The 16041-nt window shown below is 70.9% G+C and carries 12 protein-coding genes and 1 pseudogene; 4 read left to right on the top strand and 9 right to left on the bottom strand.

Going from position 1 to position 16041, the window contains the following annotated elements:
- Positions 1–42 precede the first annotated feature (42 nt).
- Positions 43–1290, bottom strand: a complete 1248-nt coding sequence (locus tag GQF42_RS42905) for a site-2 protease family protein (RefSeq protein ID WP_233273695.1) — start codon at positions 1288–1290, stop codon at positions 43–45.
- Positions 1291–1390: 100 nt separating this feature from the next.
- Positions 1391–2393, bottom strand: a pseudogene (locus GQF42_RS42900) (IS256 family transposase).
- Between the two features lie 203 nt (positions 2394–2596).
- On the opposite strand from GQF42_RS42900, the gene GQF42_RS42895 reads away from it, so the two are divergent.
- Positions 2597–3175: a fasciclin domain-containing protein gene (locus GQF42_RS42895; RefSeq protein ID WP_158929103.1), complete on the top strand. Its 579-nt coding sequence runs from the start codon at positions 2597–2599 to the stop codon at positions 3173–3175.
- A 514-nt stretch (positions 3176–3689) separates the two neighbouring features.
- Here the strand turns inward: GQF42_RS42895 and GQF42_RS42890 are convergent.
- Positions 3690–5156, bottom strand: coding sequence for an extracellular catalytic domain type 1 short-chain-length polyhydroxyalkanoate depolymerase (locus GQF42_RS42890; protein ID WP_158929101.1), 1467 nt, complete (start codon positions 5154–5156; stop codon positions 3690–3692).
- A 441-nt stretch (positions 5157–5597) separates the two neighbouring features.
- Between GQF42_RS42890 and GQF42_RS42885 the strand changes: the two genes are divergently transcribed.
- The 3 genes from GQF42_RS42885 to GQF42_RS42875 all read left to right on the top strand — a co-directional run bounded on the left by GQF42_RS42885 (position 5598) and on the right by GQF42_RS42875 (position 10086).
- Positions 5598–6425, top strand: coding sequence for a 3-hydroxybutyrate dehydrogenase (locus GQF42_RS42885; protein WP_158929099.1), 828 nt, complete (start codon positions 5598–5600; stop codon positions 6423–6425).
- 193 nt (positions 6426–6618) lie between these two features.
- On the top strand, positions 6619–8016 hold the full coding sequence (locus GQF42_RS42880; protein WP_199272992.1) for an MFS transporter: 1398 nt from the start codon (positions 6619–6621) through the stop codon (positions 8014–8016).
- Positions 8017–8133: 117 nt separating this feature from the next.
- Positions 8134–10086: a helix-turn-helix domain-containing protein gene (locus GQF42_RS42875; RefSeq protein WP_158929097.1), complete on the top strand. Its 1953-nt coding sequence runs from the start codon at positions 8134–8136 to the stop codon at positions 10084–10086.
- 89 nt (positions 10087–10175) lie between these two features.
- Here GQF42_RS42875 and GQF42_RS42870 read toward each other — a convergent pair whose 3' ends face one another.
- The 6 genes from GQF42_RS42870 to GQF42_RS42845 are packed head-to-tail and all read right to left on the bottom strand — an operon-like array spanning position 10176 to position 15986.
- Complete coding sequence (locus tag GQF42_RS42870; protein WP_158929095.1) at positions 10176–11138, bottom strand: alpha/beta hydrolase; 963 nt, start codon at positions 11136–11138, stop codon at positions 10176–10178.
- Positions 11135–12265: a branched-chain amino acid ABC transporter permease gene (locus GQF42_RS42865; protein ID WP_158929093.1), complete on the bottom strand. Its 1131-nt coding sequence runs from the start codon at positions 12263–12265 to the stop codon at positions 11135–11137. The genes GQF42_RS42870 and GQF42_RS42865 overlap by 4 nt, the downstream gene beginning before the upstream one ends.
- Complete coding sequence (locus tag GQF42_RS42860) at positions 12262–13149, bottom strand: branched-chain amino acid ABC transporter permease (RefSeq protein ID WP_158929091.1); 888 nt, start codon at positions 13147–13149, stop codon at positions 12262–12264. The genes GQF42_RS42865 and GQF42_RS42860 overlap by 4 nt, the downstream gene beginning before the upstream one ends.
- On the bottom strand, positions 13149–13937 hold the full coding sequence (locus tag GQF42_RS42855; protein WP_233273694.1) for an ABC transporter ATP-binding protein: 789 nt from the start codon (positions 13935–13937) through the stop codon (positions 13149–13151). Before GQF42_RS42855 ends, GQF42_RS42860 begins: the two co-directional genes overlap by 1 nt.
- On the bottom strand, positions 13934–14746 hold the full coding sequence (locus GQF42_RS42850) for an ABC transporter ATP-binding protein (protein WP_158929089.1): 813 nt from the start codon (positions 14744–14746) through the stop codon (positions 13934–13936). Before GQF42_RS42850 ends, GQF42_RS42855 begins: the two co-directional genes overlap by 4 nt.
- Before the next feature lie 4 nt (positions 14747–14750).
- The gene (locus GQF42_RS42845; protein WP_158929087.1) at positions 14751–15986 is read right to left on the bottom strand and encodes a substrate-binding domain-containing protein; all 1236 of its coding nucleotides are present in this window, start codon (positions 15984–15986) and stop codon (positions 14751–14753) included.
- Positions 15987–16041 lie beyond the last annotated feature (55 nt).

The raw sequence follows: 16041 nt of genomic DNA, 5'->3' as shown, positions 1-16041 counted from the left end.
CCCCCCGACGACGCCGACGTACGCGGCGCAGAGGCAAGCTTCCTACCGGCTCCGAGCGGTGTTCATCAGCCAGTTCACCGTACGGCTGATGTCCGACAGTGACAGCATCCCAACGAGTCTGCCCTCTTCCATCACCAGGACCCGATGCGCGGCGCCGGGCTCCATGCGGGGCAGCAGATCTGCCAGCGAGTCGTTCGGCCCCGCGACGGAGGTCTGCGACAGGGGGACCATCACCTCGCCCACCGTCACTGTCCCGCTCTTCTCAGGCGGCACCCCCCTGGCGCTGTCCAGCGTCACCAGCCCGGTGGGTGCCCCGGACACATCGGTCACCGGGAACGCCGAGTGCCGGTACCGGTACCGCGGGTCGGCCAGCAGATCCGCGACCGTGAGGACTGCGGGCACCGTGAGCGGGTCTTTTGTCATAGCGTCCCGTACGGGGACACCGGCAAGTACACCGCGCAGCTGCGCCTGCCGTCCTTCAGCAGTGGCGGCCGCGATAAGGAACCAGCCGATCAGTGCCAGCCAGAGTCCGCCGAGCCCGCCGCCTCTCATGAACACAACAAGGCCCAGCCCGATGAGCAGCCAGCCGAGGATGCGTCCCGCCATGGTGGCCCCGGCCGTCGCCCGCACTCGGTCTCCCGTACGCCACCACAGGAAGGCACGCAACAGCCGCCCGCCGTCGAGCGGAGCGGCGGGAAGGGCGTTGAACACGGCGAGCAGCAGGTTGATGCCCGCCAACCAGGCCCCGACTTCAGCCAGGAGTCTGGGTGCGGACGCCAGGGCGAGCAGCCAGGTGCCCAGTATGAAGAGTCCGCCCAACAGGAGGCTGACCAACGGGCCGACACCCGCGATCCGCAGTTCCGCCGCCGGGCTCGACGCCTCCGACTTCAGCCGGGCCACCCCACCCAACAGCCACAACACGATGTCGTCCACGACCACGCCGTTGCGCCGCGCCACCACCGCGTGCGCCAGTTCGTGGGCAAGCAGAGAGGCCAAAAAGACCACGGCAGTCCCAAGGCCCGCCGACCAGTACACCAGCGGGGCATGGCCCGGATCCACGTGGGGGAACTGGCCCTGCGCGAGACCGAACGCGATGATGCCGAAGATGAGCAGCACGCTCCAGTGGACCCCGATCCGGACCCCCGCGATCCGCCCCAGTGTGAAAGTCGCCCTCACAGCGTCTCTCTCCTGTTCGAACTCGTCCCAGGACAGACAGGTGGTGGCCGCTCCCCGGTCAAGGCTCAGGACGCCGACCTCGACGTCCTCGGATTGGTGTGACCCTTCGATCATGCGGCCACGTCCTCGCTCCATGCATCCTGGCCCGGGAAAGCCCGATCGGCCTCGACACAGAACCGGGGCGTGTCTGTGATCTTGTGTAAGTGCCTTGGGCTCATTGGACGCTGAGCCGGTCCTCGAAGAAGAGCGAGAACTGGTTCAGTGCTTCCTTCCAGTGTGCGGCAACGTGGTTGGCGTCGCGCGCCTTCGGGGTGATCTGCTCTCGGACCGCGAGGTAGAGCACCTTCAACGCGGCCTGTTCCGAGGGGAAGTGGCCGCGGTTGCGGGTGGCCTTCGACAGGCGGGCGTTGATCGACTCGACCATGTTCGTCGAGTGGACGACTGTCCTTATCGCGGATGGGAACGCGAGGTAGGGCGTGAACTCTGGCCAGGCCCTTCAGCCCATCACAGACCACGATGCAGACGTCCTGGACCCCGCGGTTTCGCAGCTCGGTGAGCACAGCCATCCACGTGGTCGCACCCTCGCCCTCGGCGCCGACCCACAGGCCCAGGACGTCCTTGCGCCCGTCCATGTCGACGCCGACGGCCAGGTAGACCGGCTTCGAAGTCACCGCGCCGGAGCGGATCTTCACCCACAGCGCGCCGATGTAGATGATCGGCCAGACCGGGTCGAGCGGCCGGTTCTGCCGGGTCGCCAGCTCGTCCACGACCACGTCGGTGACCTTGCTGATCAGGTCCGGGCTGACCTCGACCCCGTAGATCTGGGCGAGGTGGGAGCGGATACCGCGCACCGACATCCCGCGCGCGTAGAGCGACAGGATACGGTCGTTGAAGCCCGCCAGCCGGCGCGCCTTCTTCAGGGCCAGCTTAGGTTCGAAGTCGCCGTTGCGGTCCCTGGGCACCTCCACGGTCAGGGCACCCACGTTGGTCAGCACGGTCTTCACGGAAGCGCCGTTGCGCGAGTTGCCCGAGCCCCGGCCTGCGGGGCCGTGCTTCTCGTAGCCGAGGTGCCCGGTCATCTCCGCTTCCAGGGCCCGCTCCAGCACGGCCCGGGTGATCTCCGTCAGCAGCCCGCCCTCACCCAGCAGGGCGGCCCCGGAGGCGTCGGCGCTGTCCAACAGCCCGCGTGCATGCAGCACCGATCTGACGGCCGTCATGCCGATGCCCCGAGAGCGCGCACCGCATCCATCCGGGCCTCGAGATGCGGTCACCGGCACCTGCTGGATACGCTCGCTGAGTGGCCGGGTGATGGCAGCCCAGGGCCGTGGCGCGGCAGCCGCCCCACCCCGCCCAGCAGAAACGAGGACTTCCGCAACCCATACCTCTGCAGTGTCACGCCCTCCACGGGAGGAAAGTCGCGATGAGGTTCATTCGCACGCGTACAGCAAAGGCCACCGCGGCAACTCTGGTCACCGTCCCCCTCGCCCTCGGAGGTCTGGCGGCACAGAGCCACGCGCAGGATGCGTCTCCCAGTCCGTCGGGGACGTTCGGTCCCGGCTGTTCGGCGCTCGCCCAGAAGGCCAACACGGCCAAGGACAAAGTCGTAGAGGCTGCGGCCGCATATCCACAGCTCAGCCACCTGGTCTCAGCCACGGTCAGAGCCAAGCTGAGTGGCGCCCTCGACGGAAAACCCAACGTCACCATCTTCGCTCCCAACGACCAGGCATTCCAGCAGGCGTCCGCGTCGCAGCTGGCCTCGCTCCTCAGCAATCAGGGGCAGCTGAAGAAGGTGCTGACGTACCACATCGTGGCCAAGCAGATCACACCGGACGCGCTCGCCAAGGGCTCCTTCACGACGGTGGAAGGCGGCAAACTGACCACGTCGGGCTCGGGCACCGAATTCAAGGTCAACGGCAAGGCGAAAATCGTCTGCGGCAACATCAAGGCCGCGAACGCCACCATCTACGTCATTGACGCAGTTCTGCGGCCCCCGTCCTGACTCACCGATCTCGGCACCTGTGCGGGGCGACCCGAGCGGACTCGGGTCGCCCCGCACAGGTGCCGGCCCACGGCCGTGGTCTTCTCCTGTCAGATGCCGTACCGGCCGGACAGGGCGACGGCGGAGAAACCGTCGCACCCATTCCACCTCGGCCCCCGTGCAATGCCGGCATGTCGGGCTGGACGGTGCGGCGAGGCCGCCGGCCGCGGCCCTGCCGCGCGGCGATCTCCTTGGCTCGCCCGGCGGACTTGCCCCGGTCCCGCCCGCCAGCTGCGACGATCCCCGTCGCCCATAAGGTGCGCGACGCACGGGCACCGACACGGAGTGGGACCGGCATCGCACCTCCTGTCTCGTCCGGCCCGGCAGAGGGCACGCGTCGAGCCCGCCGACGCGTCGGCGGCGGTACGGACTCGAAGCTCGAAGCGAAGTCGACGGAGCCGGAGACGGAGCCGTTGTCGGGCGTTGCCTGCGCCGGCCCCTCTGACCAGCCGGCGCAGGCGTGGGGCTGGCCGGTTCAGCAGCCGGAGTCGGCGATGACGAAGTAGCCCGGGGAGGTCTCCGTCAGGGTGTGGGTGACGGCCACGTTGTACAGACCCATGTTCTCGTCGGAGCCGTCGGCGTAGGTGTAGCCACCGCTCTGGTGGGCTCGTCCGGCCTGCACCTGGTTGTAGTTGTTGTCGGTGTAGCACTGGGCCGCGGAGCCCGTCGTCGTCGCCGTGACCGAAGCGGACGACGCGCCGACAGCACCGGAGGAGTCGACCGCGGCGACGGTGTAACCGTAGGCGGTGCCCGCCGACAGGCCGGTGTCGGTGTACGTGGTGCCCGTCGCGGAACCGACCATCGTGCCGTCGCGGTAGATGTTGTAGGAGGCGGCGCCGCTGACGGAGTTCCACGACAGCGAGACGCCCGTGTCGGTGGTGCCGGTCACCGTGAGGCCGGACGGCGCGGGCAGGGAACCGGTGCCGCCCTGGCCGCCGCTGCCGTCCAGACCCCAGAACTTCGCGGTGTAGTAGCTGGAGCAGATGTAGTTGAGGTAGTAGGTACCTGTGCTGCCGCACTGGTCGGCGCCCGAGCCGGGGTTCACGGCAAGGCCGTGCGCCATACCGGAGACCGAGAACAGGGCGACGGCGGGCTTGCCGGTGGCGTCGTCGTAGATGCTCTCGGTGGTGCCGCCGGTCAGGGTCTGGGTGCTGGAGGCCGTCTGGCCGATGCCCCGGACATCGGTCCACTGGTCGCGCAGCTCGGTCCCGTTGACCGGGGCGACGGTGGTGTCGGAGGTGCCCTGCCAGACGGCGACGCGCGGCCATGGGCCCGAGTACCCCGGATCGGAGTTGCGGACCTTGTCGCCCCACTGCTGCGGGGTGAGGTTCTGGCTGCTGTACTGGCAGCCGGAGGCGCCGGTCTGGGTGGTGGCGCACTGCGCGGGGATGCCGGAGTCGACGGAACCGCCGGCGAACACGTCCGGATAGTCGGCGAGCAGGTCCGCGGTCATGCCGCCGCCGGCGGACAGCCCGGTGACGAAGATGCGGCTGCGGTCCGAGCCGTACTGCGCCACGGCGGTGTCGACCATCTGCTTGACGGAGGCCGCCTCGCCATTACCGCGGGTGTCCTTGGTCGAGTCGAACCAACTGAAGCAGGACAGGCTGTTGTTGGCCGCACTGGTCTGCGGGTAGACCACGGCGAAGCCCCACTGGTCGGCGAACTTCTGCCACCCGGAGTTCGCGTGGTAGTCGCTCGCCGACTGGGTGCACCCGTGCAGAGCCACGACCAGCGGTGCGCCGGCAGGCAGGCCGGACGGCGCGTACTCGTACATCGCCAGGTTGCCGGGGTTCGAGCCGAAGTTGCTGACCTGCTGGAGGGTGCCGGCAGCCGCCGCGCTCGCGGCCAGCGGGGTGACGACCGTCAGACCCGCGGCGAAGGCGCCCAGTGCGGCGGCCAGTGCGGTGCGCCGGAAGAATCTACGCCAGGTGGAGTGAAGCATGGTGCGACTCCGATGGGTGGTGGGGAGAGGGAGGGGAGCGCGGACGCGGCGCGCCGCCCGGCAGTCCCACCCCGCCAGGCGCCACCCCGCGCACGTCCTCGTGACCGGCCGGTGCTGCACCAGGCCGCACCGGCCCACTGTCGTACTGGCTTGCTGAAAGCGGACGGTACGGTCGGCCGGCCCACGCGCGACATGTGAGGAACAGCCAGGACTGCGGTGCCCGGCGTGGCTCGCGCACCCATGGTGTCGGCGGTGGCGCTGTGACATGCGACGAGCAGCGCGGGCCGACGCACCCGCGCTTATCGGGTGTTCCGGGCGTGCGGGACCCGCCGGGGTGACCACCGACCATCAGCACATGGCGACTTCACCCATCTCATGCTTCGAAAATATGGTGGCGACCCACGTGTCTCACTTCATGGTTCCTACCTACCGTGTTCGGCCATGGACAGCGCCAAGAACTCCGCCGAGGGCTCGACCCAGCATCCCGAGGCCGGTGACGCCGCCGCGGCCGGCCTGGCCTCGACCCGATTCCTCACCGGCCGCAAGGTTCTGGTCACCGGTGCGGCCAGCGGGATCGGCCGGGCCTGCGCCGAGGGCTTCGCCGCGGCCGGTGCCGAGGTCTACGTCGTGGACCGGGCCGCCGAGGCCGCCAAGGAGCTGGCCGAGGCCATCGGCGGCGTCGCCGTCGTGGCCGACCTCTCCGAGACCGACGCCGTGGACGCGTTGCCGGACGACGCCGACATCGTGGTCAACAACGCGGGACTGCAGCACGTCGCGCCGGTGCACGAGTTCCCCCCGGAGCGATTCACGCTGATACAGCGGGTCATGGTGGAGGCACCGTTCCGCATCCTGCGCCGCACCCTGCCCCACATGTACGCGCGGCACTGGGGCCGGGTCGTCAACATCTCCTCGGTGCACGGCCTACGGGCCAGCGCCTACAAGTCGGCGTACGTGGCGGCGAAGCACGCACTGGAGGGCCTGAGCAAGGTGGTCGCTCTGGAGGGCGCCCCGCACGGCGTGACCAGCAACTGCATCAATCCCGGGTACGTCCGCACGCCGCTGGTCGAGGAGCAGATCGCGAACCAGGCACTCGCCCACGGCATCCCTGCGACACAAGTGATGGACCAGGTGTTCCTGGAGCGCACCGCGATCAAGCGTCTCATCGAGCCGACCGAGGTCGCCGAGGCGGCTCTGTGGCTGTGCACCGAGCGGACCGGCTACCTCACCGGCGGGTCGATCCCCCTGGACGGCGGCTGGACAGCCCACTGACCACCCGTCACGCACTCGTCATCCTGCGGCCCATGCCGGTTCCGAGCGGCTGAGGCCGGCCGGGACGGCACCCGCGCGCCGCTGCCCCCGGCGCACCGCACCATCGAACTCCCCCGGACCTGCTCCTTTCGTCCCCCAGCGTCGGCTGGATCCGGAGGTTCCGCTCCCATCTCCTTCCGAAACGGTGACAACCATGCCCAGCGCTCACAACGCCGTGACCGAACCGGACTCCTCCGCAAGACCGGGCGGCCTGCGCAAGATCGTCGCAGCCAGCCTCATCGGCACGACCATCGAGTGGTACGACTACTTCCTCTACGGCTCGGCCGCCGCCCTGGTCTTCGGCCACGTGTTCTTCCCCGATTCGGACCCGCTGACCGGCACCCTGCTCTCCTTCCTCACCTACGCCATCGGCTTCGCCGCCCGACCCATCGGCGCTGTGGTGTTCGGGCACTACGGCGACCGCCTCGGCCGCAAGAAGCTCCTGGTGATCAGCCTGCTGATGATGGGCCTCTCCACCGCCCTGATCGGCTGCGTCCCCGGCTACCACACGATCGGTGTCGCGGCCCCCCTGCTGCTGACCACTCTGCGCCTGATCCAGGGCTTCGCCCTCGGCGGCGAGTGGGGCGGGGCGGTGCTGCTGGTGTCCGAACACGGTGATGCGAAGCGACGCGGCTTCTGGGCGTCCTGGCCGCAGGGCGGCGCACCGGCCGGCAACCTGCTCGCCGTCGGAGTACTCTCCCTGATGACCACCGTGCTCAGCGACGACGCGTTCAACTCCTGGGGCTGGCGGGTGCCGTTCCTGCTCTCCGCCGTGCTGGTCATGATCGGTCTGTGGATCCGGCTGTCCGTCGACGAGTCCCCGCTGTTCAAGGAAGCGCTGGCCAAGGCCGAGCAACGCAAGGCGCAGCAGCGGGCCGAGCAGCCGCCGTTCGTCGCTGTCCTGCGCAACCACTGGCGGGACATCCTGGTCGCGATGGGCGCCCGGATGGCCGAGAACATCTCGTACTACGTGATCACCGCCTTTGTCCTTACCTACTGCGTCGACCACCTCAAGATCGACAAGCAGACGTCGCTGAACGCCGTGCTGATCGGCTCGGCCGTGCAGTTCTGCCTGATCCCGCTGTTCGGCGCCCTCTCCGACCGCGTCGGCCGCAAGCCCGTGTACCTGGTGGGCGCGGTCGGCGTGGGCCTGTGGTCGTGGGCCTTCTTCGCACTGCTCGACACCAGGTCGTTCCCCGCGCTGGTCCTGGCTGTCACCGTCGGCCTGATCTTCCACAGCGCCATGTACGCACCCCAGGCGGCATTCTTCTCCGAGCTGTTCGCCACCCGGATGCGCTACACCGGTGCCTCCATCGGCGCCCAGCTCTCCTCGGTGGCGGCCGGCGCCCCCGCCCCGCTGATCGCCACCGCTCTGCTCGGCTCCTACGGCACCTCCACCCCGATCTCGGTGTACGTCGGCCTGGCCGCCCTCATCACCGTGATCGCCGTCATCGCCGCCCGCGAGACCCGTGGCAGGGACCTGGCTGCGATCGAGCCGGACGGCTCCGCGGTGCGGTCCGCCCCGGACCAGCAGACGGCCGCGTCCGCCTGACGGCCCGGCACCACTGCACGGCCGGAGGGTCAGGGTCTTCCCGGTCGGGGATCACCCCGGCCCTCCTCGGCCGTGCACCGATTCCCCTGTCCCCGACTCAGCAACGGTTGCCCGCCCATGTCGCACAAGCCCGCCTCCGCCACCCGTCACCTGCGCCGGCTGCTCGAACTCCTTGCCGCAGGCGCCCCTGCCGAGGAGCTCGGAGCCGTCGCCGTAGAGGCACGGCGCAACGGTGCCACCGCCCAGGACCTCACGGAGGTCGAACAGGCCACCGAAGCGGCGCTGCGCGTACAGAGCGCGCTCACGCAGCACAGGCGCCGGGAAGCGGAGCTGACCGCGCTCTTCGACACGGCCGGTGACCTGGCGGCCCTGCGCGACCTGGACGCCGTGCTGCGCTCCATCGTCCGGCGGGCCAGGTTGCTCCTGGGCACCGACACGGCCTACCTCACGCTGCCCGACGAGGAGGCCGGGGACACCTACATGCGAGTCACCGACGGCTCGGTGTCGGAGCTGTTCCAGAACCTGCGCCTGCAGCTAGGGGAAGGCCTCGGTGGTCTGGTCGCACAGACCGCGCGCCCCTACGCCTCCCCGGACTACCGCACCGACGACCGCTTCCTCCACACCGGCAACATCGACGCCGGGGTTCTGGACGAGGGCCTGGTCGCGATCCTCGGCGTGCCGCTACTGCTGGGGTCGGGTAGCGGCGGCCAGGTCATCGGTGCGCTCTTCGCCGCGGACCGTACGCCGCGTGCCTTCTCCCCGGACGAGGTCGCCCTGCTGTGCTCGCTGGCCGACCATGCCGCCATCGCCATCGACACTGCCAAGGCCATGGCCGACGCCCGCGTCGCGCTGGCCGAGCTGGCCGAGGCGAACGCCGTGATCCGGGAGCACTCCGCCGCCATGCAGCGTGCCGAGGAGTCGCATGACCGGCTCACCGATCTGGTACTGCGCGGCGGTGACGTCCCGGATGTGGCCGCCGCCGTGGCCGGACTGCTGAAGGGGGACGTCGCGGTCCACGACGGCTCCGGGCGGCCGCTCACCGCGGTCGCCGGGGATGGCGGCGCGTTCACCCGGGGCACGGGCGACGCCGGTCGCGCCGAGGAGGCTGCGGCGTTGGTCGCGGCCGCGGAGGCCTCGCGCGCGGCCGCCCACGCGGTGTTCCATGACGGGCGCTGGGTCTGCGCGGTACTGGCCGGGCAGGAACTGCTGGGCTGCCTGGTTCTGTACGGGCGGCCGGAACTCGACGGCCCCGACCGGCGCCTGTTCGAGCGCAGCAGCGTCGTGACCTCCCTGCTGCTCCTGTTGAACCGTTCGGTCGTGGAGACCGAGAACCGCGTCCGCGGTGACCTGCTCACCGATCTGCTCACCGCACCCGACCGCGACCCGGCCGGGCTGGTGGCCCGCGGGCGCCGCCTCGGCATAGACCTCGACCGGCCCCACGTCCTGCTCGTCGCCCGGTCCGACGCCACAGCTCGGGAGCGACTCGCCGACGCCGCCGCGCGGTGTCTGTTCGGGGGCGGCGGCGTCAGTGCGGAACACGAGGGCGCCGTGGTGCTACTGCTGCCGTACGACGGCACCGGCCCGGGTGAGGCGGCCCGCGTCACCGCCGGACAGCTCGGCCAGCTTGCCGGCGCTCCGGTCACGGTGGCCGGCGCCGGTCCGGCGACCGGGCCGCGGGCCATCACCGACGCGCACGCCGAGGGCTCGCGCTGCCTGCGCGCCCTGTACGTGCTCGGCCGCGCCGGGGCAGGGGCCAGCGCGGCCGAACTCGGCTTCCTCGGCGTGCTGTTGGGTGACCACCACGACGTGGACGGCTTCATCGCCGGCACCTTGGGGCCACTGCTGGAGTACGACGCCCAGCGCGGCACCCAGCTGATCCGCACGCTGCACGCCTACTTCGGTTGCGGTGGCAGCCTGACCCGGGCGAAGGAGGAGCTGCACGTGCATGTGAACACCGTCGTACAGCGCTTGGACCGCATCCAGGCGCTGCTCGGACCCGACTGGAACGCTCCCGAACAGGCGCTGGAACTCCAACTCGCCCTGCGTCTACACCTGTTGTCGGGTACCTGAAGGGCCCACCGGGTGCGCTGGCAACCGTGCATCTGCACGGCCGAACGACCCCGGCACGGAGGACCCGACAGGAGCCGGCACGGTCACCGCTACGGTGTGCCGTTCCGTCCAACGGTTCCCGCCATGCCGGCCGCGGCCAGCAGGTGGTGTGCCACGACCTGGGCGCCCTCGTCGCCGACGAGGATCGTGTAGTGGTTGGTGCCAGGTACGAGCTGGGTGCGCACCAGGCGGGAGGCAAGGCCGGCGGAGGCGAGCCTCTGCTCGTCGTACAGGCCCTGCGGCTCGTCCATCAGGCCGCGTTCCGCCCACAGCAGCACGGCCGGGCGGGGCAGCCGGTGCACCGCACCCGACACTTCTTCACGCAGCTGGTCCACGCCGTCGGTGCGGACCGCCTCGAGGCTGCAGGAGGAACGCAGTTCGGGCTCCTCCCCCACGAGGTCGCGCTGGACGTAGGCATCCACCCACGGCGACCAGGAGCCGACGAAGGCCGGATGCCGCTGCCAGAAAGCGCGGTAGGCCTCCCGGTCCGGGAACGTCATCGACAGCCGCCGCATGGCCGGGCCGATCACCGAAGTGATCAGTTCGTCGGGATCCAGGCCGGGTGGGACGGGGAAGCCCACGGCGCCGTCCACCAGCAGCAGGCCCGTCAGCAGGTCCGGATGACGCACCGCGGTCAGGGCCGCGGTGAAGGCCCCCATGGAGTGGCCGGTCAGCACCACCCGCGCCACTCCCAGCGCCTCCACGACGGCGGCCATGTCGTCGGCGTGGGCCGCAATGCCGTACGGGCCGGGCAGTGACCCGCTGCGGCCCCGGCCGCGCAGGTCGGGCGCCACCAGGGTGACCCGGCCGGCCAGGTGGTGGGCGACGCGCGCCCAGCTCAGGCCGTTGGCGGTGATGCCGTGCAGCGCCAGTACCACCGGCGCGCCCGGGTCGTGGGCCGGCCAGCGCGACACGGCCAGCTTCCCGCCGGCCACCGGCACTTGGAACTCCTCGTGCCCGGCAACGGCGGCGCCCTGATGTCCGGTTGCCTCGTTCCGTGAAGTGCGGCTCATGGCTGGAGGACCTCCTCGCGGTCGGCGGCGCGGGACGTACGGGCGGTGCGCAGCCGGGCCGGGAGCCGGGCCACGCCACCGGGCAGCAGGTATATCACCGCGACGAACAGGGCGCCGAGCAGGAACAGCGGCTGCGAGAGCGGCACACGGACCACAGAGGGCAGAGAGGCGACCGCGCCCGAGCCGGCCAGGTCGCCGAGACGTTGGTCGGCCCAGGTGTAGAGGATGCCGCCGATCATCGGACCCCACCGGGTCCCCGAGCCGCCCAGCACCACCATCACCAGCAGGGACAGCGTGAAGTCCGAGGTGGTCGTCTGCGGGGTGGCGCCGCCGGTCAGCAGCAGGTAGACGATGCCGCCGAGCGCGGCCAGGGTGCCGGCCAGGACGAAGGCGACCAGTTTGAAACCGTACGGGCGCAGCCCCAGCACCTCCACTCGGCGCTCGTTCTCCTTGATGCCCTCCCAGACCCGGCCGGTGGGCGAGCGGACCGCCCACTGCACCACGACCAGCACGACCACGAGGTAGGCCAGGGCCATCCAGTACAGGTTGGCGGTGTGCTCGATGCCGACCAGTGAGGCCGGCAGTCTGTCCGCAGGCGCGGCCCTGCCTTCCTCGCCGCCGGTGACGCCTCCGGGATCGCGCTGCACGAGGATCGACGCGGCCTGCGCGAAGGCCAGGGTCACCATGGAGAACCCGATGCCGCTGGCTCGGAGGCTGACGGCGCCCAGCAGCGCGGACAGCACTGCGCCCGCCAGCAGTCCCGACAGCGCGGACACGGCGAACGGCAGTCCTGCTTCGAGCATCACGGTGTTGGTGACGTAGGTGCCCGCGGCGAAGTAGAGGGCGTGCCCGAAGGACAGCAGACCTGTACGTCCGAGCAGCAGGTCGTAGCCGGTGGCCAGACCCCCGAAGAGCAGGCACAGGGCGAGCAGTTGGAGGTTGCCGGGGCTGCCGATCGGACCGTCGAGCAGGCCCGGCAACGGCAACGCGCTGTAGGGCACCGTGAGGAGCACCACGAGCAGCAGGGCGGGCCACCAGCGGGTGGCTCGCCGCAGCCTCTCGGAACGGGTGGCGACGGGGTTGTTCGCCGTGCGGGCCCGGCCGCGCGGCTGGGTGGCGGTGGTCATGCGAGCCTCCCGGTGAGCCCCCGCGGCCGGACGAGCAGCAGGGCGGCGAGCAGGACGACGACAGCGAGGTCGCCGAGCCCGGCGGTGGTGTAGTAGTTGGCGAACTGCTGGACGAGGCCCACGGCCACCGAGGCCAGCGCGGCGCCGGTGAGCGAGCCCATGCCGCCCGTCACGACGACCACGAAGGCGAAGATGAGCAGCGACGTACCCTGGTGGGGGTCCACGGAGCCGAAGTAGAGGCCGCCGACGGCACCACCGAGGGCTGCTGCTGCGCCGCCGATGGCGAAGACCAGAGTGAAGGCCCTGCGCACGTCGATGCCGAGCGCGGTGACCATCGCCCGGTCCTCCACCCCCGCGCGCACGACCAGTCCGTGCCGGGTGCGGCCCAGGAACAGCTTGAGCGCGGTCAGGACCACCAGGGCCGCGCCGATCAGCACCGGGCGGTCGAGCGGCACTTCGGCGCCCAGCAGACCGAAGGTGCCGGACAGTGCCTTCGGCCCGGGGAAGGGCCGGGCGTCGGATCCCCAGATCGCGGACAGCAGCGCCGGCACGGCCAGACCCACGCCCACCGTGGCGAGGATCTGCTCGCGAGGACGGGTGTAGAGCGGGCGGATCACGGCGAGTTCGAGCAGCACGGCAGCGACCGTGCCCACCGCGGTGCCGAAGACGACGGCGAGGGCGAATCCGGCGCCTCCGGAGCCGGCGCCGGGCAGATGGCCCGAGGCGGCCCACCAGGCACCGTAGGCGCCCACGGACAACAGGGCACCGTGGGCGAAGTTGAGCACGTCCATCAGCCCGAAGATCAGCGACAGGCCGGCGGCGACCAGGAAGTACAGGGCGCCCAGGCCGAGTCCGGTGAAGGTGAGCAGCACGACGGTGGCCATCAGAAGTCTGCCTCCGTGGTCCGGGCGGCGGGACGCGCCGCGGTGCGAACGGACTGGTCGGCGGAACCCTTTGCGGCGCTGCCGACGCCGAGCAGCCGGCGTGCCGCCGCCGCGTCGGCGAGGAGGTCGGCGGCGGGGCCCCGGTGCGCGGTGCGGCCGTCGGCAAGGACGACGCAGTGGCGGGCGAGGCGGCGCACCACGGCGAGGTTCTGCTCCACGAGCAGGACGGGCACCGCCTCGGCGGCACGCTCCAGCGCCTGGGTGACCTCGGTGACCACCTTCGGCGCCAGCCCCTTGGTGGGTTCGTCAGCGATGATCATCCGGTTGCCGTTGAGCAAGGTCCGGGCGATGGCGACCATCTGCTGCTGGCCGCCGGACAGGGTTCCGGCGGCCTGCCGGGCGCGTCGTCTCAGCTCCGGGAAGAGTTCGTGCACCAGGTCGTAGGCCGGTTCACCGGCGCCGGGCCGCTCGGCGAGACGCAGGTTCTCGGCCACGCTGAGAGCGGCGAAGACACCGCGGTCCTCGGGGGCGTAGCCGATGCCCCGGCGCACCAGGGTGTGGGTGGCCAGACGCACCGTCTCCGCACCGGCCAGCAGGATGCTGCCGGTGCGCGGAACCAGGCCGAGGATGCCACGTACGGTGGTCGTCTTGCCCGCTCCGTTGCGTCCCAGCAGAGCGGTGGTGCCGGAGGCGGCCACCTCCAGGTCGACGCCGTGCAGGATGTGTTTGCCCCCGATCACGACCCGCAGATCGCGCACGGTCAGCAGGGGCACCGGAGCGGGGTTCACAACTCCTCCCCGAGGTAGGCCTGTTGTACGGCCGGGTCGGCCACCACGGCCTGCGGGGTGTCCAGGGCCAGCAGTGTGCCGTGATGCATCACGGCCAGCCGATCGGCCAGATCCAGCAACACGTCCATGTGGTGCTCGACCATGAGCACGGTGCGCCCCTCCTCCTTGTGCAGCGACCGGATGAGGTCGGTCAGCGCAGGCACCTCCTCGGCGCTCACGCCCGCCATCGGCTCGTCCAGCAGCATCAGCCGGGGCTCGCCGACGAGCAGGACAGCAAGTTCGAGCTTGCGTTTCTCGCCGTGTGAGAGGGCGTCGGCGCGGGTGCCGGCGCGGTGCGCGAGCTGAGTGCGCGCCAGCACCCGGTCGACCTGCTCCGGGTAGGTGTCGGCACGGCGCCAGACCCGGTACGAACCGCCGTCGGCAGCCTGGGCCGCGAGCCCCACGTGGTCGGCGACCGTCATGCCCGGCCACAGGCTGGAGGTCTGGAAGGTACGCCCGAGGCCGCGCCGGGCCCGGGCGTAGGCGGCTTCCGCGGTGACATCGCGGCCGTCCAGTTCGATCGTGCCCCGGGAGACCGGACTGAGCCCGCTGACCAGGTTGAACAGGGAGGTCTTTCCTGCGCCGTTGGGGCCGATGAAGGCGAGGAACTCGCCCTCGCGGACGTCGAAGGAGACGGAGTCGACGATGGTCGCGCCGCCGACCGACCAGCCGACGTCGCGCAGCCGGAGCACAGGGACCGGAAAGGTACGGGTCTCCCCGGCGCCCGCAGCCCCCGCGGCGCCCGGTGACGTCGTGTTCGAGGAGGACATCGTCTCAGCCCGCCGTCTTCGTGGCCGGTGGTGCGACCGCTGTCATCGGGATGCCGGCGATCAGCTCGGGCCGGGCGGCGCTGCCGGTGCCCTTGAGCCGGGCCGTGAACATCGGCTGCAGCAGGGCGTGGTCCGTCGCGCGGATCTGCTCCTTGCCCTTGGGCCCGTCGAAGCTCCAGCCCTCCAGCGCCTTGGCCATGGCCGCGGTGTCGGTGGTGCTGCCGGACTCGACGGCGTGCACGATCATCTGGGCGGCGGTGAAGCCGTCCGGGCTGAACAGGTCGGGGGTTCCACCGGCCTTGGTGATGCCGTCGAGCATGGCCTTCTCGACGGGGTTGCCGCCCCCGGCGCCCGGAAAGTAGTGCGCGAGGAAGGCGACCTTGGAGCCGGCCGGGCCGAAGACCGGGTACGAGGCGGTGCCCGCGAGTCCGGTGACGACCTTGCTCGCGTCCAGCACGCCCTGCTGGTTGAGCGCGGTCCACAGGGCAGGGGCGGTGGCGCCCGCCCAGGCGACGAACACCAGGTCCGGCTTGCCGGCCCTGGTCTGGCGGGCGAAGGGCGTGAGGTCGGTGGCGCTCGACGGGGCCAACACGGAACCGACGTGCGCGCCCTCCTTCCCGAGGACCGACTTCACGGCGGCCACATTGGCCTGTCCGAACGCGGAGTTCTGGGCGAGCACGGTGACCTTCCTGCCCTTGGCGTCGCCGAGAAGGGTTCCGGCCGCGAGGATGTCCTGATAGGACTGCCGGCCCGAGCGGAAGGTGTAGGCGTTGACGCCGGTGACCGCGTCGGTCGCGGCGGGACCGCTCACGTACAGCACCTTGTTCTGCGCGGCCAGCGGCGCCATCTGCAGTGCCACACCGGAGTCGGTGGTGCCGGCGAGGATCTTGTAGCCCTTGCCGACGAGGGTCTTGGCCGCGGCCACGGCCTTGGCCGGGTCGCCCGCGTCGTCCTGTTCGGTGACCTCGACCGGATGGCCGCCGGCCTTGTTCGTCCCGTGCGTGGCGTAGGCCAGACCGGCCTTGAAACCCTGCTCGTACTGCTTGCCGTAGGCGGCGAGGAGTCCGCTGCGCGAGTAGACCAGCCCCACCTTCACGGAGGCGGTCCTGCCGTCCGAGCCGGCGGACGCGGTGCCTGCGGTACCGGCCGAGGAGCAGCCCGCGACCAGGGCTCCGACCGCGATCAGGGTGAGTGCGCGAACAGATCTGCTGCTGAAGGTGCCCGTGAGGCTGGAACGCATGACGATCGGCTCCTGACAGTGTGTCGCCCGCCCGCCGCCGGGTTCCGTCAGGCTT

Origin of the sequence: Streptomyces broussonetiae (assembly GCF_009796285.1) — a bacterium.
GTDB classification, from domain to species: domain Bacteria; phylum Actinomycetota; class Actinomycetes; order Streptomycetales; family Streptomycetaceae; genus Streptomyces; species Streptomyces broussonetiae.
This window is presented reverse-complemented; position numbering and strand designations above follow the sequence as displayed.